Source organism: Cupriavidus sp. KB_39 (assembly GCF_052114485.1).
In the GTDB taxonomy this organism is placed as follows: domain Bacteria; phylum Pseudomonadota; class Gammaproteobacteria; order Burkholderiales; family Burkholderiaceae; genus Cupriavidus.
The window spans coordinates 127,894-151,971 of the sequence record NZ_JBFREV010000009.1 but is presented as its reverse complement, the minus strand read 5'-3'; the positions used below and the strand labels follow the sequence as shown (position 1 = coordinate 151,971).

The window sequence follows — 24,078 nt, the reverse complement described above, 5'->3', positions numbered from 1 at the left end:
CCGCGCAATCGCGCCCGGCGGCTGAGGACGGATCGGGCCCGACCGCGGAGGAGCGAATGGACCTGACAATGATTCGCCGTACCCCCGTGGCCACCGCACTTGTGGCCCTGTTCGCCGCCCCCGCCGCCCCCGCTGCGTTCGCGCAGCAGGCCCCCACGCCTCCGGCCGCCACGGCCGCCCCAGCCGCCCCTGCTGCCACCGAAAGCGCGCCGACCACGCTGCGCGAAGTCACGGTCCAGGGCTCGGCGGCGCGCGACGACTTCAATGCGTCCGGCAGCCAGCTGTCCAAGCTGCCCGCCGACCTGCGCGACGTGCCCCAGTCCGTCACCATCGTGAACCAGGCGCTGATGCAATCGCAGGGCGTCAGCTCCCTGACCGACGCGCTGCGCAACGTCCCCGGCATCACCATCGGCGGCGCGGAAGGCGGCCAGATCGGCAACAACATCAACCTGAACGGCTTTTCGGCGCGCACCGACATCTACCTCGATGGCTTCCGCGACCGTGGCCAGTACTACCGCGACACCTTCGCGCTGGATCAGGTGGAAGTGCTGATGGGCCCCTCTTCGATGCTGTTCGGGCGCGGCTCCACCGGCGGCGTGATCAACCAGGTCACCAAGAAGCCGTCCCTGAAGGCCGCCACCGAGGTCAGCGCCTCGGTCACCACCAACGGCCTGGTGCGTGCCACCGCYGACGTGAACACGCCCACCGGCGACACCTCGGCCTTCCGCATTTCGGCGATGGCGCAGGACGGCAAGCCGAGCACGCGCGACGAGATGACCGTGCAGGACTTCGGCATCGCGCCGTCGTGGCGCTATGGCATCGGCACGTCCACCCAGATCACGCTGTCCGCGCTGCTCCAGCACAACGAGGACATGCCCGACTACGGCCTGCCGGCCATCAACGGCCATCCGGTGAAGGTGGACCGGGACACGTTCTACGGCTTCAACAACGACCACACGCGGCAGAACATCGCCTCGCTGTCGGCGGGCATCGACCACAAGTTCTCGCCCAACCTGCGCCTGCGCAACCAGACCGCGTTCAACTACGTGGAAACGGACGCCCGCGAGACCGCGCCGAACGCCGTCGGCTCCATCAACGCGGCGGGCGCCTTCACCGCGCTGACCACCACCAACCTGCCGCTGTCGCAGCTCTACGTGCGCCAGCAGAGCCACGACCGCAACATCCGCGACTACTCGATCTTCAACCAGACCGAGCTGACCGCCACCTTCGAAACTGGGTCGATCAAGCACACGCTGCTCACGGGCGTGGAACTGGGCCACGACGGCTACAACAACCAGAACTACTACCGGAACGGCAGCTGCGGCAGCACGCCGCTGAACCCGCCGGCCACCGCTACGGCTGCCGCCGGCACCTCGGGCTTCGTGGCCTGCACGCCGGTGGTCGATCCGGTGTACCGGGACTCCCCGGGCAACGTGCCGACCGCCACCGGCAACCTGCAGGGCGGCTCGGCCAACACCGTCGCCGTGTACGCCAACGACGCCATCGAATTCACAAAACAGTGGAAGGCGGTGGCGGGCCTGCGCTATGACCGCTACATCGCCAGCATCAGCAACTCGGTGAATGCCACGAACACACGGGGCAACACGGCGCTGGCCAACGCCGACCAGACCGTCAACTTCACCAGCGTGCGGCTGGGCGGCATCTGGCAGCCTACGGAGCAGCAGTCGTACTACCTCTCGTATGGCACGTCGTTCAACCCGTCGCTGGAGCARCTGGTGGGCACGGTGGGCCAGCAGTCGCTGGACCCCGAGAAGAACAAGTCCTACGAGGCCGGCGGCAAGTGGGACCTGCTGAACGGCAACCTCTCGGTCACCTCGGCCCTCTTCCGCATCACCAAGGACAACGCGCGCAGCCAGATCGACGCCACCACCTACGCGCTGGCCGGCAAGATCCAGGTGGATGGCTTCCGCGCCGGCGTCACCGGCCGCATCACGCCGAAGTGGCAGGTCTTTGCCGGCTACACCTACCTCGACGCCGAGATCAAGAACGGCATCGCGGCGGGCACGCAGGGCAAGGTGCCGACCAACACGCCCAAGCACACCGCCACGGCATGGACCAGCTACGCCGTGCTGCCAAGCTGGGAAGTGGGCGGCGGCGCGTTCTATATGTCCGAGCGCTACGCCAACAACACCAACACCGTGCAGGTGGGCGGCTTCGTGCGCTGGGACGGCATGATCGCCTTCCACCAACCGAAGTACGATGTGCGCCTGAATCTCTTCAACATCTTCGACAAGAAGTATTACGATGCGCTGATTCAGTCGGATGGCGGCCGGTCGGTGCCGGGCACGGGCCGTACCGCCATGCTGTCGCTCACCTATCGCATGTAAACGCCGGCGGGGCCGCCCTGCCGGCGGCCTTCGCCAGGATTCCAGCCATGCTCGTCTGCATTCCCCGGGTACTCGACGCCGAACAGCTCGCGGTACTGGTCGCCCAACTCGAACACGCCGGCGATGCCTGGGTGGATGGCCGCGTCACGGCCGGCTACTCCGGCGCACCGGTCAAGTTCAACCAGCAGATCGACGAACGCGCCGAGGTGGCGGCCCAGTGCCAGCACCTGATCCTGAGCGCGCTGGAGCGCAACCCGCTGTTCATCAGCGCGGCGCTGCCCAACCTCGTCTATCCGCCGATGTTCAACCGCTACAGCGAGGGCATGACCTTTGGCGCCCATGTGGATGGCAGCGTGCGCATCGACCCGCACAGCGGGCGCAAGCTGCGCACGGACATCTCGGCCACGCTGTTCCTCTCGGACCCGGCCAGCTATGACGGCGGCGAACTCCAGGTGGAAGACACCTACGGCCTGCACAAGGTCAAGCTGGCCGCCGGCGACATGGTGATCTACCCGGCCACCAGCCTGCATCAGGTCACGCCCATCACGCGCGGCACCCGGCTGGCCAGCTTTTTCTGGATCCAGAGCCTGGTGCGCGACGATGGCCAGCGCGCGCTGCTGTTCGACATGGACAACGCCATCCAGACCCTGAACCAGACCAACGCCGACGAACGCGCCCGGCGCAGCCTGGTGGGCTGCTATCACAACCTGCTGCGGCAGTGGAGCGAGACCTGAGCTAGCGCGGATCGGCGGCGAGCCACGGGCTGCCCCGCTCCAGTCCGGCCCGGACTTCGTCGGCATGCTCGCCAATGGCAGGAATACGCCCGACCTGCCGCACCGCGCCGTCGAAGCGCGGCGCCGGGGCAGTCTGCAGGAAACCATCCGCCTCCACATAGACCCCGCGCGCCACGTTATGGGGATGGGCGGCGGCCTCCGCCGGGCTCAGTACCGGCGCAAAGCACACGTCGGTGCCCTCCAGCCGGCGGCACCAGCCTTCCCGGGTATCCGTGGCGAACACCTCGGCCAGATGCCGGTGGAGTTCCGGCCAGGCCTCGCGCTGCCACTGCCGGGCGAAGCGCGGGTCATCGGCCAGCCCCAGCGCCTGCACCAGCAAGCCGTAGAACTGCGGCTCGATGGCGCCCACGGTGATGAACTGGCCATCCGCGCAGCGATARGTGGCGTAGAAGTGCGAACTGTCGTGGAGATTGCGCCCGCGCTCGCCGTGGATATAGCCCTTGGCCGTGGCCCCCAGCAGCAGTTGCAGCATGTGCGCCGAACCATCGACGATGGCGGCATCGACCACCGTGCCGACGCCCGTGCCCCGYGCGCGCAGGATGCCGGACAGCAGGCCCACGGCGAGGTACARGGCYCCRCCGCCCACGTCCCCGGTCACGGCGAAAGCGGTCGAGGGCGGCGTCTCSGGYGCRCCGTTGTARTAGAGCGCGCCRGACAGCGCGGTGTAGTTGTTGTCGTGGCCGGCCACCTGCGCCATCGGGCCGGTCTGGCCCCAGCCGGTCATCCGGCCATAGACCAGCCGGGGGTTACGCGYCATGCACACCTCTGGCCCGAGCCCCAGCCGCTCCATCACACCGGGMCGCATGCCTTCGATCAGCGCGTCSGCGTCCGCGATCAGGTCCAGCACCAGCGTGCGGCCTTCCGGCGTCTTCAGGTCGGCCATCACCGAGCGCTTGCCCCGGTTGACCAGCTTGCGCGGCTGCCCCGACGCGCCATCGTCAGGCCGTTCCACGGCTATCACATCGGCGCCGAGGTCGGCCAGATGCATCGCACAGAAYGGCCCCGGGCCGAGCCCGCTGATTTCCACGATCCGCACGCCTTCCAGCATGGCTGCTCCTGACATCGCTCAAACGACTCCGGCCGACTTCAGCGCCGCAAGATCCGCAGCGGTGACCCCGATCGCGCCATAGACCGCCGCGTTGTGCTCGCCCGTGGCCGGACCACTGCGCGGCGGCGACGGCTGGTAGCCGGAGAAGCGCGGCACMACGCACGGCGCCGGAATCGTGCCGAGGTCGGCGTCTTCGAGCCGGACGATGGCCTCGCGCGCCTGCAGGTGGGGATCGTCGATCACATCGACAATGGTGAAGACCTTGCTGAACGGCACCTCGTGCGCCTTCAGCGCGGTGGCGATGGCGTCATAGGACTGCGCGGCGAACCAGGCCACGATCAGGTCGTCCAGCGGGCCGATATTGCGGATGCGGTCCGGGTTGCGGCGATAGTCGACGGACTCCGCCAGATCGGGCCGTTCCATGGCCTTGGCCAGCCGCCGGAACGTGACGTCCGACGAGGCCACCAGCGAGACCCACTGGTTGTCCGCCGTGCGATACATATTCGACGGCGCGGTGTAGGTCGCCCGGTTGCCGGAGCGCCCGCGCACCTGCCCAAGTTGCTCGTACTCCACCGCCAGCGGCTCCAGCAGGCGCAGCAGCGCCTCCGTGGCCGACAGGTCGATCTCCCGCCCCGGGCCCTCCGGCGCGCCGCGCGCCTCGGCAATCGCCGTGGCAATCGAGAACGCGCCGAACAGCCCCGCCACCATGTCCCCGATCGGATAGTTCATRTGCATCGGCCCGCCGGCGGCCTCGCCGCACAGGTTGGTGAAGCCGCTCATCGCCTCGAAGATCCGCGCGAAGCCGGGGTTGGCGGCATACGGGCCGGTCTGGCCGAAGCCGGTCAGGCGCAGCACGGTCAGGCGCGGATTGGCGCGATGCAGGGTGGCGATATCCAGACCCCATCGATCCAGCGTGCCGGTGCGGAAGTTCTCCACCAGCACATCGAACTCCGGCAGCAGGCGCAGGAACAGCGCCCGGCCTTCCGGCGTGCGGACATCGAGCGAAATACCCTGCTTGCCGCGATTGGTGACCTTCCAGTACAGCGACAGGTCGTCCTTTACCGGCGCCAGGCCGCGCAGCGGGTCGCTGCCGTCCGGCAGTTCCAGCTTGACCACCTCCGCGCCCATGTCGCCGCACAGCGTGGCGGAGAACGGCGCGGCCACCACGGTGGCCATGTCCAGGATGCGCACGCCGCGCAGCGGGCCGCCTTGGGGCGAGTCGGAGGGGGTCCGCTGTGCGGAATTGCATTCGGAGGGGTGCATGTCGTCGCCAGGTAGAAAGGGAAAAAGCACGGTGAGACGAGGGTGGTCCCGCCAGACCCGCCTTGCAAGCAGGGTTTCGCACAGCGAAACCGTTCCGGTTCATCATTGACTCCCCGACCTGCGGAAACCAACATGAATCCACCCCAGCGCCCCCCCGCCATGGACCCAAACACGATTTCCGGCCTGGCCAGCGCCGACGAGCTGGCCCACGACAGACAGTTCGCCACCAACCTGGCGCGCGGCGTGGAAGTGCTGCGTGCCTTCACCCCGGCCCGGCCGATCCTGGGCAACCAGGATCTCGTGGTCAGCACCGGGCTGCCGAAGGCCACGGTGTCGCGACTGACCTACACCTTGTGCCTGCTGGGCTTCCTGAGCCGGGTGCCCGGCACGCAGAAATACCGGCTCGGTTCGGGCGTGCTGGCGCTGGCGTACCCGATGCTCGCCGCGCTGCCGATCCGCCAGGTGGCCCGCCCCTACATGGAGGCCATCGCGCGGGAAACCGGCTGCACGGTGAACCTCGGCATGCGGGACCGGCTGACCGTGGTGTACGTGGATAGCTGCCGGCTGGACCCGACCAACGTGTACCAGCCGGACATCGGCAGCACCCGGCCGGTGCTGTCCACGTCGATTGGCCGCGCGCTGCTGCTCGGGTGCAGCGCGGAGGAGCGCACGGCGGTGCTGAACCGGCTGCGCGTGGAAGACCCGGAGCGGTTCCGCGTGGAGAAGCCAATGTGGACGGCCGAGCAGCAGCACTTTCCCGCGCGCGGCTTCTGCCTGAGCCCGGGCGAGTGGCGGGCGGAGATCCACGCGATTGCCGCGCCGATCCGCATGCCGAAGCAGGAGCCGTTTGCCTTGAACTGTTCGATCTCGGCCTTGCGCGACAAGGACGGGTATCTGGAGCGGGAAGTCGCCCCGAAGCTGCTGGAAGCCGTGCGGCAAATCGAATTCGGCCTGATGCGATAGCGAACCCGCCATCGCGCACMGGCCACCCGGACGGCCCGCAGAGGCCGCCGGACCCATCGTGGACCATCGTCAAATACGGAGACAACCATGTCTGGCATGAAGAATCTGGCCCGCTCGCGYCGCGGGTGGCTCACYGGCGCGCTGCTGATGGCAGCCTCACCGGCCCTCTGGTCAGCGGCCGCTCAGGCAGCGGACAAGGCAGCRGATAAGGCCAACGAGAGCGCGGCGCGCTTCCCGGACCATCCGATCCGGATCATCGTGCCCTTCTCCGCCGGCGGCGTGGTGGATTCCGTAACGCGCGTGGTGGCGGAGCGGATGTCGAAGACGCTGGGCCAGCCGGTCATCGTCGAGAACAAGTCCGGCGCCGGCGGCGCCATCGGCACGGACGGCGTGGCCCGCTCCACGCCGGACGGCTACACGCTGCTCGCGGTCAGCCCCAGCCACGCGGTGGCCCCGCTGCTCAACGCCAGCATCACCTGGAACGCCGAGCGCGATTTCCGCGCCATCGGCGGCTTCGGCATGATTCCCAACGTGATCGCCGTGCCGGCCAACTCCAGCGCGCAGACGCTCAAGGCGCTGCTCGACGATGCCCGCGCCCACCCGGACAAGCTGACCTATGCCAGCGCCGGCGTCGGCACCTCCAACCACCTGGCGGGCGCGCTGCTGGCGCAGAGCGCCGGGGTGCAGATCACCCACGTGCCMTACAAGGGCCAGCCGGAGGCGCTGACGGACCTGCTCGGCGGCCGGGTGTCGATGATGCCGCTGACGGTGGCCATCGCCCAGTCGCACGTCAAGAGCGGCAAGCTGCGCGCGCTGGCCGTAACGTCCACCAAGCGCTACCCCGGCATGCCGGACGTGCCCACGGTGGCCGAGGCAGCCAACCTGCCCGGCTACGAGGCCGGCGGCTGGTTCGGGCTSGTGGCGCCGCGCAAGACGCCGGACGCCGTGGTGCGCAAGCTGGCCGATGCCGTGGCCCAGGCCGTGGCCGCGCCGGATGTGGCCAGCCGGCTCCAGGACCTCGGCATGGACGTGACCCCGCAGACCGCCCCCGCCTTCGACAAATACGTCGATGCCGAATCGCGCAAGTGGGCCCGTGTGCTCAAGGCGTCCGGCATCACCGCCCAATAATCCTTTCCCGAGAGGCGACCTCCCATGATTACCAACCCTTCCGCCATGAACACGCTGCTGGCCGACATCCGCCGCTTCGTGCTGGAAACCTGCATCCCGCTGGAAGCCGAGATCGATCGCACCGATGTCATTCCCGAGCCCGTGGTGGAACAGATGCGCGCGCTGGGCCTGTTCGGCCACAGCATTCCGCGCGAGTACGGCGGCGCCGGCCTGACGGCCGAGGAGCTGACGCTGGTCAATATCGAGGTGTCGCAGGCGGCCACGGTGTTCCGCGCCCGCTTTGGCGGCAATACCGGCATCGCCTCCGAATCGCTGGTGGCAGACGGCACCGAGGCCCAGCGCACGCGTTACCTGCCCCGGCTGGCCTCCGGCGAGATCACCGGCTGCTTCGCGCTGACCGAGCCCGAGGCCGGCTCGGACGCCACCTCGCTGCGCACCGTGGCCGTGCGCGATGGCGACCACTACGTGCTCAACGGCAGCAAGTGCTTTATCACCAACGCGCCGCTGGCGGACCTGTTCACGGTCTTCGCCCGCACGGACCCCAACACGCCGGGCGCGCACGGCATCAGCGCTTTCCTGATCGAGCGCGGCACGCCGGGCCTGAGCACCGGGCCGGCGGAGCGCAAGATGGGCCAGCACGGCTCCCCGGTGGGCGATGTGTACCTGAAGAACTGCCGCGTGCCGGCTTCGGCCATCGTCGGCGAGGTGCCGGGCCGTGGCTTCAAGACCGCGATGAAGGCGCTCAACAAGCAGCGCATCAACCTGGCCGGGCTGTGCATCGGCCCGGCCATCCGGCTGGTGGACGAAATGGTGCGCTACGCCGCCACGCGCGAGCAGTTCGGCCGCCCCATCGCCGATTACCAGCTGGTGCAGCAGATGATTGCCGACAGCAACACCGAGGTGCACGCAGCGCGGGCGCTGGTGCTGGAGACGGCGCGCAAGCGCGACAACGGCGGCGACGTGACCATGGAGGCGTCCATGTGCAAGCTGTTCGCCTCGGAGATGTGCGGGCGCGTGGCRGAYCGCGCGGTGCAGGTCTTCGGCGGCAGCGGCTATGTGGCGCGCACCGTGGCGGAACGCTTCTACCGCGATGTGCGCGTATTCCGCCTCTACGAAGGCACCACGCAGATCCACCAGCTCAATATCGCCCGGCGCACGATGGACGCGCGCGGCCGGGCGCTGGAGCTGGGCTGAGCCCGGACCTTACTGCAGGGTCACGCCGGCCTGCTTCACCAGTTTCTCGGTGCGCGGGATCTCCGCATCGACCATCGCCGTGAAGTCGCCCACGCTGCCGCCGCGCGGCTCGGCGCCGGTGACGGCCAGTTTCTCGCGGAAGTCTGGCGAGTTCAGCAGCTTGTTGATCGACACGTTGAGGCGGGTCACCACGTCTGCCGGCGTGCCCTTGGGCGCGACGATGCCGTACCACGGCGCGATGTCGAAGCCCGCATAACCCTGCTCGGCGATGGTCGGGATCTCGGGCGCCTGCGGCGAACGCTTGGCGGTGGACATGCCCAGCGCGCGCAGCTTGCCGGACTTCACGAACGGCAGGCCGGTCATGATGGTGTCGAAGTACATCGACACCTGGCCCGAGAGCAGCGCGGGAATCGCCTCGCCGGCGCCCTTGTAGGGCACGTGAACGATGTCGATGCCGGCCACGGCCTTGAGCATTTCCCCGGCGATATGCGAGGTGGTGCCCGAGCCGAACGAGGCATAGGTCAGCTTGCCGGGGTTCGCCTTGGCGTAGGCGACCATCTCCGGCAGCGTCTTGAACGGCAGCGACGGGTTGGACAGCAGGATGTTCGGCGTGATCGCCACCACGGCCACCTTCTCGAAGGCATCCGGGTCATAGCTGAGCTTCTTATATAGGAAGCGGTTGGTCACCATCGACGCCGGCCCGGACATCAACAGCGTGTAGCCGTCGCCGGGCGCGCGCGCCGCGGCCTCGCTGCCGATCATCGCGGCAGCGCCGGGCCGGTTCTCCACCACGAAGCTCTGCCCGTACTCCTTACCCAGCCCCACGCCAAGCTGGCGCGTGATGAGGTCCGTGGCAGAACCCGCCTGGAACGGCACGACGATGCGCACCGGCTGGGTCGGCCAGTCGCGCGCGGTCTGCGCCATGGCCGTGGAGGACATGGCGAGCACCGCCAGCACGGAAGCCGTCATGAGTGCCCGGAAACTCGTCGATCTACTAAAACGCATGGTTGGTCCCTCGTGGATTTTGCGCAGGTTCGCGCTGGGTGTTATCCGCAACATGCGTGCCACGCTGAATCGGCACGCTTCAGGCTAGCGTTGAAATGCGTGTTTCCCGCCCCCTTCCGCGTGGGGAAGTTGGCCGGGGCGATGCACCGGGTTGGCGCGGGGCACGCTTGGCGTGCCCCGCCATGGCGTCTGACTTACTCGACCATGGCTTGCGCCAGCACGCCCAGCGCGGCGTCGAACTGCGCCTGCGGAATCGTCAGTGGGTAGAGGAAGCGGATCACATTGCCGTAGGTGCCGCACGTCAGCAGCAGCAGGCCGGCGTCCAGCGCGCGGCGCTGCACGCGCAGCGCGTGCTCGGCGCTCGGCGCGCCCGTGGCGGGGTCGCGGAACTCGGCGGCGATCATCGAGCCCAGCCCGCGCACCTCGGCCAGCGCCGGGCAGGTGGCGCGCAGCGCGGTCAGGTGCTCGCTAAGCTGCCGGCCCAGTGCGTTGGCACGCTCGCACAGCTGTTCCTCGGCAATGGTGTCGATCACCGCGTGCGCAGCGGCCACGGCCAGSGGGTTGCCCGCGTAGGTGCCGCCGAGCCCGCCCGGCAGCGGGGCATCCATGATGGCCGCGCGGCCACACACCGCCGACAGCGGCATGCCGCCGGCGAGGCTCTTGGCCATCGTCACGAGATCGGGCCGCACGTCGTAGTGCTCCATCGCGAACAGCTTGCCGGTGCGGCCGAAGCCGGTCTGCACCTCGTCGGCAATCATCACGATGCCGTGGCGGTCGCACACGGCGCGCAGGCCGCGCATGAAGTCGGCCGGGGCCGGCTGGAAGCCGCCCTCGCCCTGCACCGGTTCCACGATGATGGCCGCCACGCGGTTGGGATCGATATCGGTCTTGAACAGCCCTTCCAGCGCCTGCAGCGCCTGCGCCGTGCTGACGCCGTGCAGCGCGTTGGGGAACGGCGCGTGGAAGATGTCCGACGGGAACGGGCCGAAGCCGACCTTGTACGGCGCCACCTTGCCGGTCAGCGCCATGCCCAGCAGCGTGCGGCCGTGGAAGGCGCCCGAGAACGCGATCACGCCCGGGCGGCCGGTGTGGGCGCGCGCGATCTTGACYGCGTTCTCCACGGCTTCCGCGCCCGTGGTGAACAGCGCGGTCTTGTTCGGCCCGGGCACCGGCGCCAGCTCGTTGATGCGCTGGGCCAGCGTGACGTAGCTCTGGTACGGCACCACCTGGTAGGCGGTGTGGGTGAAGCGGTCCAACTGGGCGACGATGGCCTGCATCACACGCGGATGCCGATGCCCGGTGTTCAGSACGGCGATGCCGGCGGCGAAGTCGGTGTACTGRCGGCCCTCCACGTCCCACAGGGTGGCGTTCTCGGCCCGGTCKGCATAGAAATCGCACATCACGCCAACGCCTCGCGGCGTGGCCTGGGCACGGGATTGGTTCAGTTCGCTGTTTTTCATGGGTCCGAGGTCTTGGGGCAGGGAGTGACAGGTGTGACGTGCATTCCAATCCCCTTTGGCTCTACAATCCAGCGCCACTTCGACAAATCAGATGGTGCCAATGTGAAATCGATCTGCGGCGACCTGCTGCTCCAGCGGCTCGGCCAGCCGACCGACCAACCGCTCAATCGGGCGCTGTACGCCTGCATCCGGGGGGCGATCCTGGACGGCAGCCTGGCGCCCGCCACGCGCCTGCCGCCCCAGCGCGACCTGGCGGCGGAGCTGGGCCTGTCCCGCAACACGGTGATGTTTGCCTACGAGCAGTTGCTGGCCGAGGGCTACCTGCGCGCCCGCACGGGCAGCGGCACCTTCGTGGCCGACACGGCGCCCGAGCGCTACCTGAACGCCACCGCCGCCGACAGCGCGCCGGCCACGGCAGACGCCATGCCGGGCCTCTCGCCGCGCGGGCAGCGGCTGGTCTCGAGTGCCTCCGCATCGCCCATCCAATGGGGCGCCTTCATGCCCGGCGTGCCGGACCTGACGCGCTTCCCGCATCGGCGCTATGCCCAGATCGCCGCGCGGCTGTGGCGCCGGCCGCAGCCCGAATGGCTSAGCTACAGCCACGGCGGCGGCCTGCCGGCCCTGCGCGAGGCGGTGGCGGCCCACCTGCGCGTGGCGCGCTCCGTGCGCTGCGATGCCGATCAGGTGCTGATTACCGAAGGCATCCATCAGGCGATCGACCTCGTGGCGCGCATGCTGGGCTCGCCGGGCGATCAGGCGTGGGTGGAGGAGCCGGGCTACTGGGGCATCCGCGGCGTGCTGCAGGTCAGCGACATCGGCATGGTGCCGCTGCCCGTGGACGCCGAAGGGCTGTGCCTGCCCGATGCGGACGCCAGCGCCCCCGYGCCGCGCTTTATCTTCGTCACGCCKTCGCACCAATACCCGCTGGGCGCCGTGATGAGCCTCCGGCGGCGGCGCGCGCTGCTGGAGTTCGCGCGGCGGCACGGGAGCTGGATCGTGGAGGATGACTACGACAGCGAATTCCGCTTCTCCGGCCAGCCGATTCCGTCGCTGCAGGGTATGGAGCCGGACGCGCCGGTGCTCTACATCGGCACCTTCAGCAAGACGCTCTACCCCGGCCTGCGCATGGGCTACCTGGTGCTGCCGAAGGGGCTGACGGAGGCGTTCCAGACCGCCCATTCCGACCTGTACCGCGCCGGCCACCTGATGACGCAGGCCACCGTGGCCGAGTTCATGCAGGCCGGCGACTATGCCGCGCACATCCGCCGCATGCGCCCGCTCTATGCCCGGCGGCGCGCGGTGCTGGCCGGGCTGATCGAACGCTACCTCGGGACGGAGGCGCTGCACGAACACGCGAGCAACGCCGGGCTCCACCTCGTGCTGCGCCTGCCCGACCACGTGGACGATGTGGCGCTGACGGCSGACATCCGCGCGCGCGGCATCCTGGTACGACCGCTATCGCGCTATTTCATGGGGCCGACGGTTCGGCGCGGGCTGCTGCTGGGCTATGCCTGCGTGCCCGAGGAAGACATCGGCCCCGCCTTCGACGTGCTGCTCGATTGCCTGCTGCCCCGGCTCAGACCGACCTAGGATACAAAGGCTTCGGTAACGTGGTGAGCAGGAGGACGTGATGATTCATGCACATCGATCGATGCTATGCCGGCTGCTCGCCATCACCACGCTGTGGCTGGCCGGCTGTGGCGGTGGCGGCGGCGACGTCCAGATCACCAGCGGCAGCACGCCCGCCACCCTCGCGATCGTCGTGTCCGGCCTGCCCGCCGGCACGCCGGCCAACATCACGGTGACCGGGCCGGGCGGCTATCGGCAGACCGTCGGCCAGACCGTCACGCTTGGCAACCTCGCGGCCGGCACCTACACCGTGACGGCGGCCCCGGTACTGACCGGATCGACGTCCTACCAGCCCTCGCAGGCCGCGCAGACCGCGATGGTGGCCGCCAACACGGCGCCCACTATCGGCGTGAGCTACGGCGCGCCCTCGGACATGCGGCTGTCGCTGACCCAGGTGGCGGAAGGCTTCGCGGCGCCGATCTTCCTCACCGCACCCGCCAACGACCCCCGGCTGTTCGTGGTGGAGCGCGCCGGCCGGGTCCGCATCGTGCGGGACGGCAGCGTGCTCGCCGCGTCCTTCCTCGACCTCTCCATCCTCACCACCACCGACGGCGAGCGCGGCCTGTTCTCGATGGCGTTCGACCCCGCCTACGCCACCAACGGGCGCTTCTACGTCTACTACACCGACCAGAACGGCGCGATCACCGTGGCGCGCTACACCGTCTCGGCCAGCAACCCGGACGCAGCGAACCCCACCGGCACGGTGCTGCTGTCGATTCCGCACCCGGGGGCCAGCAACCACAACGGCGGCCAGCTCGCGTTCGGCACGGACGGCATGCTCTACATCGGCACCGGCGACGGCGGCGGTAGCAACGACCCCGCCAACAACGCCCAGAACAGCGGCACGCTGCTGGGCAAGATCCTGCGCATCGACGTGAGCGGCGCCAGCTATACCGTGCCGGCCGGCAATCCGTTCGCCGGCGGTGGGGGTGGTGGGGCGGACGCCCCGAGATCTGGGCCACCGGGCTGCGCAACCCGTGGCGGTTCTCGTTCGATGCGAACGGCCTGCTCTATATCGCGGATGTCGGCCAAGGCCAGCGCGAGGAAGTCAACGCCATGCCAACCGCCAGCGGCGGCCTCAACTACGGATGGGATCGTCTGGAAGGCACCGCCTGCGTCGGCGGCACCGCGTGCGACCCCGCCGGCCTGACCGCGCCCGTGTTCGAGTACAGCCACGACGCCGGCGGCTGCGCCATCGTCGGCGGCTACGTCTATCGCGGCGCGGCCCTGCCCGAACTCCAGGGCCGCTATTTCTACACCGACCTGTGCACCGGCAAGCTGGCCAGCTTCCTGTACCGCGACGGCGCCGTTTCCGAGCGGGTGGACTGGCCGGTCACCGCCAGCGGCAGCGTCTACTCCTTCGGCACCGATGCCGCGCAGGAACTCTACGTACTGGCCGACGCCGGCACGTCTTCGACGAGCGGCAAGGTGTATCGGGTACAGCGGGCGCCTTAGGGGCGCCTTAGGGGCGCCTTAGGGGCGCCTTGCGGGGGGCGCCAGCGCCACACGCCGTGATGGCGGATAATCCCGCATCCTCACGACGCCCTCCCCACCCCCATGCATGCCAGCGCCACCCGCCGCCTCGACGGGACCACCCTGTTCCTGCTCACCTTCCCGCCACTGGCCTGGGCGGGCAACGCCATTGTCGGGCGGCTGGCCGCCGGTACGTTTCCGCCGCTCACGCTGAATTTCGTGCGCTGGGTACTGGCCGGGACCTTGTTGGGGCTCTACGCCTGGCGCGGGGTGGTGGAACATCGGGCCACGCTGCGCCGGCATGCGGGGCTGCTGACGGCGATGGGCGTGCTGTCGATTGCCAGCTACAACGCGTTCCAGTACCTCGCGCTGACCACCTCGACGCCGATCAACGTCACCTTGATTGGCGCCTCCACGCCGCTGTTCCTGCTGATCATCGGCGCGCTGTTCTTCGGGGAGCGCATGCGGCCGTGGGCTGTGGCGGGGGCGCTGCTGTGTCTGGTGGGGGTGTCTTTCGTGCTGGTGCGCGGGGAGTTGGGGCGGCTGGCGCAGCTCGACTTCGTGCCCGGCGACCTGTACATGCTTGCGGCGACCATCGCCTGGAGCGCCTATACCTGGCTGCTGCGCAAGCATCGCCCGGACCTGCCGCTGCCGGTGCTGCTGTTCGCGCAGATCGTCACCGGCGTGGTGGCCAGCGTGCCCGTCACGGCGTGGGAATTGATGACGCTGTCGACGCCCATCCCCTGGAACGGCAAGGTGATGGGCATCCTGCTTTATGTGTCGACGATTCCCTCGCTGCTGGCCTACTTCGCCTGGGAYCGCGCCATCGCACGGGCCGGCGCGCAGTTGCCGGTGTTCTTCATCACGCTGACGCCGGTGTTCGCCGCCCTGCTCTCCACGCTGCTGCTCGGCGAGTCGCCCCACTGGTATCACGGCGTGGGGCTGCTCACCATCGCCGCAGGCATCGGGYTGGCGCAGCGGCGCTGAATGACGCTGAAGGGTGCTGGCTAGCGCCCCAGCCGTTGATGGAAGGCCATCAGCGGCGTGGCCGTCAGSCCGTGCAGGACGATGGAGAACACCACGGTGCACAGCGTGGCGTGGATCAGGAAGGGRCTCCATTCCTCGCCGGCGGTGTGCGTCAGGGCATAGGCCAGGTAGTAAAGCGAGCCGATGCCGCGAATGCCGAACCACGCGGTCAGGCGCCGCTGGCCGCGCGCCATGGGCAGGTCGAAGGTGGACGCATAGACCGATAGCGGCCGGATCAGGCAGATCAGCAGCAGCGCCAGCACCACGTACTGGGCGTGGAAGACCTCCCGGGTCAGCATCGCCCCGATCAGCAGGGTGACGCACAGCTCGGCCAGCCGTTCGATATTGAACGAGAACTCCGAGGCCGTATGGGTGAGGTAGGCGGCGGCCTTGCGCTCGTGCGTGGAGGTGGTCTCGACATCGGCCGTATGCAGCGGTCCCAGCACCTCCGCCGGCGAGGTGGCGGGATTCTCGCGGCGCTCCACCTGCCGCATCGCCAGCCCCGCCGCGAACACGGCCAGGAAGCCGTAGGTGTGCAGCAACAGCGCGGCGCCGTAGGACACGCCGATCAGGCCCAGCGTGAGGAAACTCTCCAGCCCCACCGCCTCATGGAAGCGCAGCCGCAGGACCAGGATGGTCTTGCTCGCCAGCCAGCCCAGCAGCCMACCGATTGCCAGCCCGCCGAGGGTGCTCCAGACCAGATCGACCGCCATCCAGCGGCCGCCCCACGCGCCCAGTTCGTGGAAACCCAGCAAGCCAAGGCCGAGCATGACGAACGGGAACGCCGCGCCATCGTTCAGGCCGCCCTCACCCGTCAGGCTGTAGCGCACCACGTCGCGATCCTCGGTATCGGCCATCTGCACGTCCGAGGCCAGCACGGGGTCCGTGGGCGCCAGGATCGCCCCGAGCAGCACCGCCAGGCCCAGTGGCACCTGCAGCCAGCCCACTGCCACGGCGCAGACGCCGCCGATGGTCAGCAGCATCGCCACGGTGGCCAGCCGCACCGGCAGGCGCCAGACGCGGTACGTCATCTGCACCCGCAGCCGCAAGCCCACGCCGAACAGGGCGACGAGCACGGCCAGCTCGGTGATCCATTCCAGCACCTTCACGTGGCCCGGGTCCGTCAGATCGAGCACGATCAGCCCGGCCCCGCCCGGTCCCAGCGCCATCCCCACTAATAGATACAGGCCGGACGGGGACATGGGCAGGCGCTTCACCATGGAGTCGATCAACCCCATCGTGATCAGCAGCGCGCCAATGACCAATGCCCAGGTCGCGAACAAGCTGGCTCCTCTATTCGATATATCCCGGTCGAGACTTTCACAGTAGGCGGCGCGGCGGGCGGGCGCTGTCGGGCGGACCCCGTAGCGCCGTGTCAGTGAAGACCTCCCGACACTGGTGCGTGCGCGCACCACGCAGGGGCTTGCGGGTGGCCGGCGGGGTGTGGGTGGCAGGCCGAAGGCGCCCAGCAGCCCGGTCACGCGTGAACGGCCACGTGGTTAATCGACTGATTTCATTGACATTTTCCACGTCTGACCGGGCTTCCCCCTGCCCAAAAGTGCCTTTGGCACGGTGATTGCTATCTTGTATCCAAGATTGGATTTCAGATAGGACACTCATGCGTACCTCTACCTCGGCCACCACAGCGGCCACGACAGCCGCCCCCGGCGAGGCCGATGCGGCGTGGATCGCGCGGTTCGATACCCCGGTCGTCGCCCCGCACCCGGTTGGCGCCCCGCTGGCCGGCCTGCGTTTTGCCGCCAAGGACAATATCGACGTGGCTGGCGTGCCGACGACCGCCGCCTGCCCCGAATTCGCCTACGTGCCGGAYGCCCACGCCACGGTGATCGCGCGCCTGCTGGGCGCCGGCGCGGCGTTGGCCGGCAAGACCAACCTGGACCAGTTCGCCTGCGGCCTGAATGGCACGCGCTCGCCCTACGGCGCCGTGCCCAATGCGTTCGAYCCRGCCTATGTCAGCGGCGGGTCGAGTTCCGGTTCGGCGTACGCGGTGGCCAGCGGTGAGGTTGACTTCGCGCTGGGCACGGACACCGCCGGCTCCGGCCGGGTGCCCGCCGGGCTCAACAACATCGTCGGGCTGAAGCCGAGCAAGGGCCTGATCTCCGCCCACGGCGTGTTCCCCGCCGCGCAGAGCGTGGATTGCGTGTCGATCCTGGCACGCACGGTGGCCATGGCGGTGCGCGTGCTGGAAGCCGCCGCCGGCCATGATCCGCAAGACCCGTACTCGCGCGCGCTGCCGCTGGCGCGCACGCCGCTGCCGGCTGCGTTCCGCTTTGGCSTGCCGGCCGAGCCGGAGTTTTTCGGCGATGACCTCGCCCGCCGGGCCTTCGACGCCGCCGTTGCCGCGCTGGAGGCGCTGGGCGGTCGCGCGGTGCCCATCGACTATGCCCCGCTGGCCGAAGCCGCCGCGCTGCTCTATGACAGCGCGCTGGTCGCCGAGCGCTACGCCGCCGTGCGCCCCTTCTTCGACCGCGCGCCGGGCGCGGTCATCGAGCCGGTGCGTTCGATCCTGGCCGCCGGCAGCCGCTACAGCGCCGCCGATGTGTTCGATGCCCAGCACGCGCTCCAGGCCCTGGCCCAGCGCGCGGCCACGATGTGGCAGGACATCGACGTGCTGTGCGTGCCCACGGCGCCGACGCATTGCACCATCGCCGCCATGCTGGCCGATCCGGTGGTACGCAACCGCGAACTCGGCCACTACACGAACTTCGTCAACCTGCTCGACTACGCCGCGCTGTCCGTGCCCGCTAGCCTGCGCCCGGACGGGCTGCCGTTCGGCATCACGCTGATCGGCCAGGCCGGCAGCGACTGGCAGCTCGCCGACCTGGGGCAACGCTTCCACCACGCCACGGGGCTGACGCTGGGTGCGACGGGCGAGCCGCTGCCCGCGCCGGTGTCCATTGCCGGGCTGGCCCCGTCCCCCGCCACTCATCTGCCGCTGGCCGTGGTGGGCGCCCATCTCTCTGGCATGCCGCTGAACGGTCAGTTGACCGAACGCGGTGCGACGCTGGCCGAGGCCACCACCACCGCGCCGCACTATCGGCTGCACGCGCTGCCCGGCACCACGCCGCCAAAGCCCGGCCTGCGCCGCGTGGACGCCGGGGAGGATGCCGGCGCCGCCATCGCGGTGGAGGTGTGGCAGGTGCCGCTCGCCGCCGTCGGCAGCTTCCTGGCGCTGGTGCCGGCCCCGCTCGCGCTGGGCAGCCTCGAGCTGGCCGATGGCCGCTGGGTCCATGGCTTCGTCTGCGAAGGCCATGCGCTGCACGGTGCGCCCGATGTCAGCGCCCATGGCGGCTGGCGCGCCTATATCACGTCGCTCTCCGCCGCTTGACCGTCTTCCGAATCCTCAACATTCACGCACAGGAACCTGCCATGACCCGCTCCACCTCCCGTCCCGCCACCGTCTCCCCCTCGCGCCGCCGCGCGCTGAAGGCCGGCGCCGCCGCGCTGTCCGTGCTGGCCGCGCCGGCCATCGTCCGCGCGCAGGGCACGCCCAAGCTGCGCATCGGCTACTGGCCGGTCGCGTCGGGCCTGCCCTTCTTCGCCGCCGTCGAAAAGGGCTATTTCAAGGAAGCGGGGCTGAACGTCGAGCCGATCAAGTTCGCCAGCCCGCAGCAGGTCATCGAGGCCATCCTGGCCGGCCGCTGCGACGGCAGCGCCAATGGCACCGCCTCGGCCGCGCTGGCCATCGGTGACATCGCCCAGCCCGGCCTGCTGAAGATCTTCTGCACCAACCCGACCAACGCCAAGTTCGTGCTCGACGAGTTCCTCGTGGCCAGGGACAGCCCGATCAAGACCGTGGCAGAACTCAAGGGCAAGCGCGTGGCATGCGGCCCGGGCCTGCAGAACGTGGTGCTGGCCAAGACCATGCTGGAGCGTGCCGGTGCCGGCAAGATCAGCGTGACGGAACTGCCGATTGGCCAGCACGTGGCGGCGCTCGCCGCCGGCCAGATCGATGGGGTCTACTCGCTCGAGCCGACCGGCACCATCGGCCGGCTCAACGGCACCACGCGCACGCTGGAAGCCGGCGTGGTGGCGCGCTACATCCTCGGCGACCCGATGGCCCCGTGGCATGGCGGCTCGGCCAGCCTGACCACGGAATTCCTCGGCAAGAACAAGGACGTGGCCAAGGCCTACCTCGCCGCCTACCGGCGCGGCGTGGTGCTGGTGCGCCAGAACCCGACCGAGGCGCGCCCCTTCCTCAAGGGCTATACGGCCATCGAAGGCGCGCTGACGGCCGAGGTGCCGATGGCTGACTACCTGTTCTTCGACGAATTCAAGGCCAGCGACGCCGCCCACTTCCAGAAGTTCTACGACCTGTTCACCGAAAAGGGCATCTTCTCGCGCAAGGTGGACGTCAACACGCTGCTCTACAAGGCCTGACGACCATGTCCGAACTCTCCGATACCGCCGCCGTGCCGGGCACGGCCCCGCCCGCCGGCCAGTCCTGGGCGCCCCCGGCCTCGCACGACGCCGCGCCACGCCGGCCCCTCGGCGACCGACTCTTGCCGATGGTCGGCCCGCTGGTGCTGTTCTTGATCTGGGACCTGGTGGTCCGCTTCGGCCTGATCAAGCCGATCCTGCTGCCGAGCCCCGGCGATACGCTGGTGGCGCTGGCCACCGGGCTGGCCGGCGGCGAGCTGCTGGCGGACTTCGCCGTCACCGTCGCGCGGACGCTGCAGGCGTTCGCCATTGCGGCGGTGGTTGGCATGCCGCTGGGCGTGCTGCTCGGCAGCAATGAGCGGGCCTACCGCAGCGTGGAGTTCCTGATCGACTTCTTCCGCTCCACGCCGTCTTCCGCGCTGATTCCGCTGTTCCTGCTGATCTTCGGCGTGTCCGACATCAACAAGATAGCCATCGCCGCCTTCGGTGCCCTGCTGATCGTGGTCTTCAACAGCGCCTATGGCGTGATCAACGCGCGCAAGCAGCGCGTGATGGCGGCGCGCGTGATGGGCGCCTCCCGCTGGCGCATCTTCCGGGACGTGCTGGTCTGGGAGAGCCTGCAGCCGAGCTTTGTCGGCCTGCGCTCCGCCGTGTCGATGGCGCTGGTCATCGTGATCGTCGCGGAGATGTTCATCGGCTCCGAGAACGGTCTCGGCCACGCCATCATCGACGCCCAGCAGGTGCTCAACGTCAAGACCATGTACGCGGCCATCCTCGCGGCCGGCGCGCTCGGCTACGTGCTCAACATCGCGTTCCTCGTGCTGGAACGCCGCATCGTCCATTGGAGTGGAAGGTAACCATGACCACCGTTCTGTCCCCTGCCCGCCACGCCGACGTGCCGGTGCCGCCGTTCCGCCCCGGGCCGCCGGGCACCCACATCACCATCCGCGGGCTGACCAAGTATTTCGCCGGCTGGCCGCTGTACGAGAACTTCGACCTCGACATCCCGAAAGGCAAGATCGTCTCGGTGTTCGGCCCCAACGGCTGCGGCAAGAGCACGCTGATCAACATGATCGCGGGGCTGATTCCGATCGACCGGGGCGAGATCCTGTTCGACGGCAAGTCGCTCAAGGACACGCGCATCGGCTACGTGTTCCAGAACTACCGCGAGGCGATGTTCCCGTGGATGCGGACCATCGACAACATCGCCTATCCGCTCCTGCTGGAGGGCCGCAGCAAGGCCGAGGTGGACCGGCGCATGGCGGAGCTGGTGGCGTCCTTCGACGTGAAGTTCGACCTGAACCGCTACCCGTACGAGCTGTCTGGCGGGCAGCAGCAGACGGCGTCGATCATGCGGGCGTTGGCGCCCCGGCCCGAGGTGCTGTTCCTCGACGAACCGTTCTCCGCGCTCGACTTCGAAATGACGCTGTTCATCCGGGAGAAGCTGCAGGAGGTGTTCATGCAGACCGGCACGACCATGCTGCTGGTCTCGCACGACCTGGAGGAGGCGGTGTACCTGGCCGACCAGATCCTGCTGCTGACCAAGCGCCCGACGCGCGTGGCCGAGATCCTCGACTACGGCGACGCGCGGCCGCGCACGGTGGAGACGCTGTCGCAGGCGAGCTTCGTCGCGGCCAAGCGGCAGAGCCTGGAGATCTTCCAGCGTGAAGTCAGGCGCTGAAGCGTGCCCCCGGGGCCGGTGGCGACCCGGCCGGCGCCGGCGCATAATGGGCGCCAGCGCCGGCCCAGCCTTCCCCATGAGACCCGCACCGCGCCTATCCCCATGAATGCCATGCCCCCTACCGATGCCGAACGCACCTCGCGTGCCGACGATGTGTACGCGCTGCTGAAGCGCGATATCGCCGACTTTCGCCTCGTGCCCGGCGACCGCTTCACCGAGAACGAAGTCTGCGAGCGGCTGGGCGTGTCACGCACGCCGGTCCGCCAGGCGCTGTTCCGGATGAAGCAGGAAGGATTCGTCGAGGTCAGCTTCCGCGCCGGCTGGCGCGTGCTGCCGTTCGACTTCGACAAGTTCGAGCAACTGTACGACTTGCGCATGGTGCTGGAGACCGAGGCCGTACGGCGGCTGTGCGCGATGGCGCCGGACAGCAACCAGGAGGCGCTGGCCGCGCTGGCGSCGATCTGGCTGGTGCCGCCCGAGGCGCGGCTGCCGGACATGGCGCGCGTGGGCGAACTGGACGARGCYTTCCACTGCACGCTGGTGGAGGCYGCCGGCAAYCCCGAGATGGCGCGCGTGCATCGCGACGTAACCGAACGCATCCGGCTGATCCGCCGGCTGGACTTCACCAAGCCGGCGCGCGTGGATGCCACRTATGAAGAGCACGGGCGCATCCTGCGCGCCGTGCTCGCCCATCGGTCAGATGAAGCCTGCAGGCTGCTGCGCTCGCACATCGGGGCGAGCCAGGCGGAGGTGCGCAAGATCACCCTGCACGAGGTCTAYCTCGCCCGCAGCCAGGCGCGGGGCGAAGGGAAATGAACGGCCCCTGCAGCTTTTGCGGCGCGCCACTACAATGGCGCACACCCGGCCTGAAGCCGGGCTGACCTGGGGAGTCGAACATGCGGATTCTGGTAGTCGGAGCGGGTGCGATTGGTGGGTATTTCGGGGCGCGGCTGCTGCAGGCCGGGCGTGACGTCACGTTCCTCGTGCGGCCCCGGCGCGCSGCCCTGCTGGCCGARCGCGGCCTGCGGATCATGAGCCCGCAYGGCGACGTGCGCGTGGAAGACCCACCCACCGTGCTATCCACCCAGATCACCGAGCCGTACGACGTGGTGCTGCTGAGCTGCAAGGCCTACGACCTCGACGGCGCCATGGACAGCTTCGCGCCGGCCATGGGCCCCGGCACGGTGGTCATCCCGATGCTCAACGGCATGCAGCACCTGGACAAGCTCGATGCGCGCTTCGGCGCCGAGCGCGTGATGGGTGGCCGCTGCATGATCTCCAGCACGCTGGACGAGCAAGGCACCATCCTGCATCTGTCGGCCTTCCATATCCTCTCGTTCGGSGARCGCCCGGCTGGCAATACCGAACGCGCGCGCGCCGTGGCCGCCTTGCTCGAGAACGCCGGTTTCGACGTGCAGCGCAGCGAAGCGATCATGCAGGACATGTGGGAGAAGTGGCTGTTTCTGGCGACGCTGGCGTCGGCCACCTGCCTGATGCGGGCGACGATTGGCGACATTCTGGCCGCACCGCGCGGGCGGGAGACCATTGCGGCGCTGCTCGATGAGTGCGCGGCCATTGCGGCCGCGAACGGCTATCCGGCGCGGGCGCCGGCGCTCGAGCAGGCTCGGGCGACACTGTTTGCGGAAGGTTCACCGCTGATGGCGTCGATGCTGCGCGACCTGGAGCGTGGCGCTGCCATCGAATCGGACCAGATCGTGGGAGATTTGCTGGCGCGGCGCGGCAAGACGCCGGCGCCGACCCTGGAACTGGCCCTGACGAGTCTCAAGGCCTACGAGGCGCGCCGCGCACGCGGCTGACGCCTCGGGTACTCAGACGCCGAAGCCGGGCGCGCCGAATTTCGTCAGCAGCTGTTCGATCAGCGCCATGTCTTCGGTGCGCGGCGTGCGGTCCTCGACCACGCGGGACGGCCCGCCGTAGGTGGCGCTGACGTGCCGGCGCACGGTCAGCACGTCATCGGCCGGCGGGGCGATGTTCACGGCATCGCCCGGCTCGTGCCGGTAGCTGCCGTCCATCCAGCCCTTGGGCGTCAGATGCATGATTTCCCATTCGTCATTGGCTGACATGACGGCCTCTTCCAGGTCGGGATGGCTCATGACTGCGCTCAATTCTTGTGCCGGTAGTTGATGCGGCCCTTGGTCAGGTCATAGGGCGACATTTCCAGCGTCACGCGGTCGCCGGCCAGAATCCGGATGCGGTTCTTCTTCATGCGGCCCGACGAATATGCCCACACCTGGAAGCCGTTTTCGAGAACGACGCGGAAACGGTTATCGGGCAGCACTTCGGAAACGTGGCCGCCGAAYTCGACGAGATCTTCCTTAGCCATGACGGGCTCCTTGATTAGCGTGGGCAGTGGCGCCCGGTTGATGGTGTCGCGCAGCCAGGCGCGTGATGGCGCCTTCGCCGGCACAGCGGGCGGCATGCTTGGCCCGGGCGGCGGTGCGGTAGGTGTCGTGGCGCATGGCCACGTTGGCCACCACGCGTTCCATGCCGTCCTTGTATTCGCGGATCAGGTAGGCCGCGAACCAGACGCCTGGCTCTTGCTCGATGGGGTACACGGCAACCGTGTACGGCGATTCAATGATTTGCGTTTGCTGCAATGTGATGTGATGTCTCGTTTCGCGTGAACGCGCATGCGCAGGCTGGG

22 protein-coding genes and 1 pseudogene are annotated in these 24,078 nt (G+C 68.9%); 15 read left to right on the top strand and 8 right to left on the bottom strand.

Annotation, left to right across the window (positions count from 1 at the left end):
- Nucleotides 1-68 precede the first annotated feature (68 nt).
- Together AB4Z27_RS09805 and AB4Z27_RS09800 are read left to right on the top strand one after the other, a co-directional pair.
- The gene (locus AB4Z27_RS09805; RefSeq protein WP_441593440.1) at nucleotides 69-2,348 is read left to right on the top strand and encodes a TonB-dependent receptor; all 2,280 of its coding nucleotides are present in this window, start codon (nucleotides 69-71) and stop codon (nucleotides 2,346-2,348) included.
- A gap of 47 nt (nucleotides 2,349-2,395) precedes the next feature.
- On the top strand, nucleotides 2,396-3,082 hold the full coding sequence (locus AB4Z27_RS09800; protein WP_092299887.1) for a Fe2+-dependent dioxygenase: 687 nt from the start codon (nucleotides 2,396-2,398) through the stop codon (nucleotides 3,080-3,082).
- Nucleotide 3,083: 1 nt separating this feature from the next.
- On the opposite strand, the gene AB4Z27_RS09795 is transcribed toward AB4Z27_RS09800, so the two are convergent.
- Together AB4Z27_RS09795 and AB4Z27_RS09790 are read right to left on the bottom strand one after the other, a co-directional pair.
- Nucleotides 3,084-4,190, bottom strand: a complete 1,107-nt coding sequence (locus tag AB4Z27_RS09795) for a CaiB/BaiF CoA transferase family protein (protein WP_441644366.1) — start codon at nucleotides 4,188-4,190, stop codon at nucleotides 3,084-3,086.
- 18 nt (nucleotides 4,191-4,208) lie between these two features.
- A complete protein-coding gene (locus AB4Z27_RS09790; protein ID WP_092299881.1) occupies nucleotides 4,209-5,453 on the bottom strand; it encodes a CaiB/BaiF CoA transferase family protein in 1,245 nt (414 codons plus the stop codon).
- Between the two features lie 132 nt (nucleotides 5,454-5,585).
- Between AB4Z27_RS09790 and AB4Z27_RS09785 the strand changes: the two genes are divergently transcribed.
- The 3 genes from AB4Z27_RS09785 (at nucleotide 5,586) to AB4Z27_RS09775 (ending at nucleotide 8,738) form a co-directional block, all read left to right on the top strand.
- Complete coding sequence (locus AB4Z27_RS09785) at nucleotides 5,586-6,416, top strand: IclR family transcriptional regulator (RefSeq protein WP_255370952.1); 831 nt, start codon at nucleotides 5,586-5,588, stop codon at nucleotides 6,414-6,416.
- Nucleotides 6,417-6,503: 87 nt separating this feature from the next.
- Nucleotides 6,504-7,544: a Bug family tripartite tricarboxylate transporter substrate binding protein gene (locus tag AB4Z27_RS09780; RefSeq protein ID WP_441644356.1), complete on the top strand. Its 1,041-nt coding sequence runs from the start codon at nucleotides 6,504-6,506 to the stop codon at nucleotides 7,542-7,544.
- 24 nt (nucleotides 7,545-7,568) lie between these two features.
- Nucleotides 7,569-8,738, top strand: a complete 1,170-nt coding sequence (locus AB4Z27_RS09775; protein WP_092299872.1) for an acyl-CoA dehydrogenase family protein — start codon at nucleotides 7,569-7,571, stop codon at nucleotides 8,736-8,738.
- Nucleotides 8,739-8,747: 9 nt separating this feature from the next.
- Here the strand turns inward: AB4Z27_RS09775 and AB4Z27_RS09770 are convergent, their stop codons facing one another.
- Nucleotides 8,748-9,707 (bottom strand): Bug family tripartite tricarboxylate transporter substrate binding protein, encoded by a 960-nt coding sequence (locus tag AB4Z27_RS09770; protein WP_441593442.1) that lies wholly within the window; start codon nucleotides 9,705-9,707, stop codon nucleotides 8,748-8,750.
- Nucleotides 9,708-9,937: 230 nt separating this feature from the next.
- Nucleotides 9,938-11,203: a 4-aminobutyrate--2-oxoglutarate transaminase gene (locus AB4Z27_RS09765; protein WP_092299866.1), complete on the bottom strand. Its 1,266-nt coding sequence runs from the start codon at nucleotides 11,201-11,203 to the stop codon at nucleotides 9,938-9,940.
- A 102-nt stretch (nucleotides 11,204-11,305) separates the two neighbouring features.
- Here AB4Z27_RS09765 and pdxR point away from each other — a divergent pair, with 102 nt between their 5' ends.
- The 4 genes and pseudogenes from pdxR to AB4Z27_RS09745 all read left to right on the top strand — a co-directional run bounded on the left by pdxR (nucleotide 11,306) and on the right by AB4Z27_RS09745 (nucleotide 15,292).
- Nucleotides 11,306-12,793 carry a MocR-like pyridoxine biosynthesis transcription factor PdxR gene (pdxR, locus tag AB4Z27_RS09760; protein WP_441644355.1) on the top strand — a complete coding sequence of 496 codons (1,488 nt, stop codon included), beginning with the start codon at nucleotides 11,306-11,308 and terminating at the stop codon, nucleotides 12,791-12,793.
- A 40-nt stretch (nucleotides 12,794-12,833) separates the two neighbouring features.
- Nucleotides 12,834-13,700: pseudogene (locus AB4Z27_RS09755) on the top strand (PQQ-dependent sugar dehydrogenase); the annotation flags it as partial.
- A gap of 83 nt (nucleotides 13,701-13,783) precedes the next feature.
- Nucleotides 13,784-14,287: a PQQ-dependent sugar dehydrogenase gene (locus tag AB4Z27_RS09750; protein ID WP_441644365.1), complete on the top strand. Its 504-nt coding sequence runs from the start codon at nucleotides 13,784-13,786 to the stop codon at nucleotides 14,285-14,287.
- Nucleotides 14,288-14,389: 102 nt separating this feature from the next.
- Nucleotides 14,390-15,292: a DMT family transporter gene (locus AB4Z27_RS09745; protein WP_092299856.1), complete on the top strand. Its 903-nt coding sequence runs from the start codon at nucleotides 14,390-14,392 to the stop codon at nucleotides 15,290-15,292.
- A 20-nt stretch (nucleotides 15,293-15,312) separates the two neighbouring features.
- Here the strand turns inward: AB4Z27_RS09745 and AB4Z27_RS09740 are convergent, their stop codons facing one another.
- A complete protein-coding gene (locus AB4Z27_RS09740) occupies nucleotides 15,313-16,614 on the bottom strand; it encodes a cation:proton antiporter (RefSeq protein ID WP_441644354.1) in 1,302 nt (433 codons plus the stop codon).
- Nucleotides 16,615-16,949: 335 nt separating this feature from the next.
- Between AB4Z27_RS09740 and atzF the strand changes: the two genes are divergently transcribed.
- From atzF to panE, 6 genes are all read left to right on the top strand, one after another.
- Nucleotides 16,950-18,680 carry an allophanate hydrolase gene (gene atzF, locus AB4Z27_RS09735; RefSeq protein ID WP_441644353.1) on the top strand — a complete coding sequence of 577 codons (1,731 nt, stop codon included), beginning with the start codon at nucleotides 16,950-16,952 and terminating at the stop codon, nucleotides 18,678-18,680.
- 41 nt (nucleotides 18,681-18,721) lie between these two features.
- The gene (locus tag AB4Z27_RS09730) at nucleotides 18,722-19,732 is read left to right on the top strand and encodes an ABC transporter substrate-binding protein (protein WP_441644352.1); all 1,011 of its coding nucleotides are present in this window, start codon (nucleotides 18,722-18,724) and stop codon (nucleotides 19,730-19,732) included.
- A 5-nt stretch (nucleotides 19,733-19,737) separates the two neighbouring features.
- A complete protein-coding gene (locus tag AB4Z27_RS09725; protein WP_441593444.1) occupies nucleotides 19,738-20,589 on the top strand; it encodes an ABC transporter permease in 852 nt (283 codons plus the stop codon).
- A 2-nt stretch (nucleotides 20,590-20,591) separates the two neighbouring features.
- Nucleotides 20,592-21,413 (top strand): ABC transporter ATP-binding protein, encoded by an 822-nt coding sequence (locus AB4Z27_RS09720; protein ID WP_092299844.1) that lies wholly within the window; start codon nucleotides 20,592-20,594, stop codon nucleotides 21,411-21,413.
- Between the two features lie 102 nt (nucleotides 21,414-21,515).
- A complete protein-coding gene (locus tag AB4Z27_RS09715; RefSeq protein WP_441644351.1) occupies nucleotides 21,516-22,229 on the top strand; it encodes a GntR family transcriptional regulator in 714 nt (237 codons plus the stop codon).
- An 80-nt stretch (nucleotides 22,230-22,309) separates the two neighbouring features.
- Nucleotides 22,310-23,230: a 2-dehydropantoate 2-reductase gene (gene panE / locus AB4Z27_RS09710; RefSeq protein WP_441593445.1), complete on the top strand. Its 921-nt coding sequence runs from the start codon at nucleotides 22,310-22,312 to the stop codon at nucleotides 23,228-23,230.
- A gap of 12 nt (nucleotides 23,231-23,242) precedes the next feature.
- Here the strand turns inward: panE and AB4Z27_RS09705 are convergent, their stop codons facing one another.
- From AB4Z27_RS09705 to AB4Z27_RS09695, 3 genes are read right to left on the bottom strand one after another with little or no spacing between them, the layout of a single operon-like run.
- The gene (locus tag AB4Z27_RS09705; RefSeq protein WP_092299977.1) at nucleotides 23,243-23,497 is read right to left on the bottom strand and encodes a translation initiation factor 1; all 255 of its coding nucleotides are present in this window, start codon (nucleotides 23,495-23,497) and stop codon (nucleotides 23,243-23,245) included.
- Between the two features lie 38 nt (nucleotides 23,498-23,535).
- On the bottom strand, nucleotides 23,536-23,757 hold the full coding sequence (gene infA / locus AB4Z27_RS09700; protein WP_092299836.1) for a translation initiation factor IF-1: 222 nt from the start codon (nucleotides 23,755-23,757) through the stop codon (nucleotides 23,536-23,538).
- Entirely contained in the window at nucleotides 23,750-24,031 is a 282-nt protein-coding gene (locus tag AB4Z27_RS09695) for an isochorismatase (RefSeq protein ID WP_092299833.1), read from the bottom strand. Before AB4Z27_RS09695 ends, infA begins: the two co-directional genes overlap by 8 nt.
- Between the last annotated feature and the right edge of the window lie 47 nt (nucleotides 24,032-24,078).

What these genes read in the sequence shown, in the direction of transcription:
- AB4Z27_RS09705 (WP_092299977.1), bottom strand. Translation starts at nt 23,497, where the DNA reads ATGTCAGCCAATGACGAATGGGAAATCATGCATCTGACGCCCAAGGGC.
- AB4Z27_RS09725 (WP_441593444.1), top strand. Translation starts at nt 19,738, where the DNA reads ATGTCCGAACTCTCCGATACCGCCGCCGTGCCGGGCACGGCCCCGCCC.
- AB4Z27_RS09720 (WP_092299844.1), top strand. Translation starts at nt 20,592, where the DNA reads ATGACCACCGTTCTGTCCCCTGCCCGCCACGCCGACGTGCCGGTGCCG.
- AB4Z27_RS09800 (WP_092299887.1), top strand. Translation starts at nt 2,396, where the DNA reads ATGCTCGTCTGCATTCCCCGGGTACTCGACGCCGAACAGCTCGCGGTA.
- AB4Z27_RS09730 (WP_441644352.1), top strand. Translation starts at nt 18,722, where the DNA reads ATGACCCGCTCCACCTCCCGTCCCGCCACCGTCTCCCCCTCGCGCCGC.
- AB4Z27_RS09785 (WP_255370952.1), top strand. Translation starts at nt 5,586, where the DNA reads ATGAATCCACCCCAGCGCCCCCCCGCCATGGACCCAAACACGATTTCC.
- AB4Z27_RS09770 (WP_441593442.1), bottom strand. Translation starts at nt 9,707, where the DNA reads ATGACGGCTTCCGTGCTGGCGGTGCTCGCCATGTCCTCCACGGCCATG.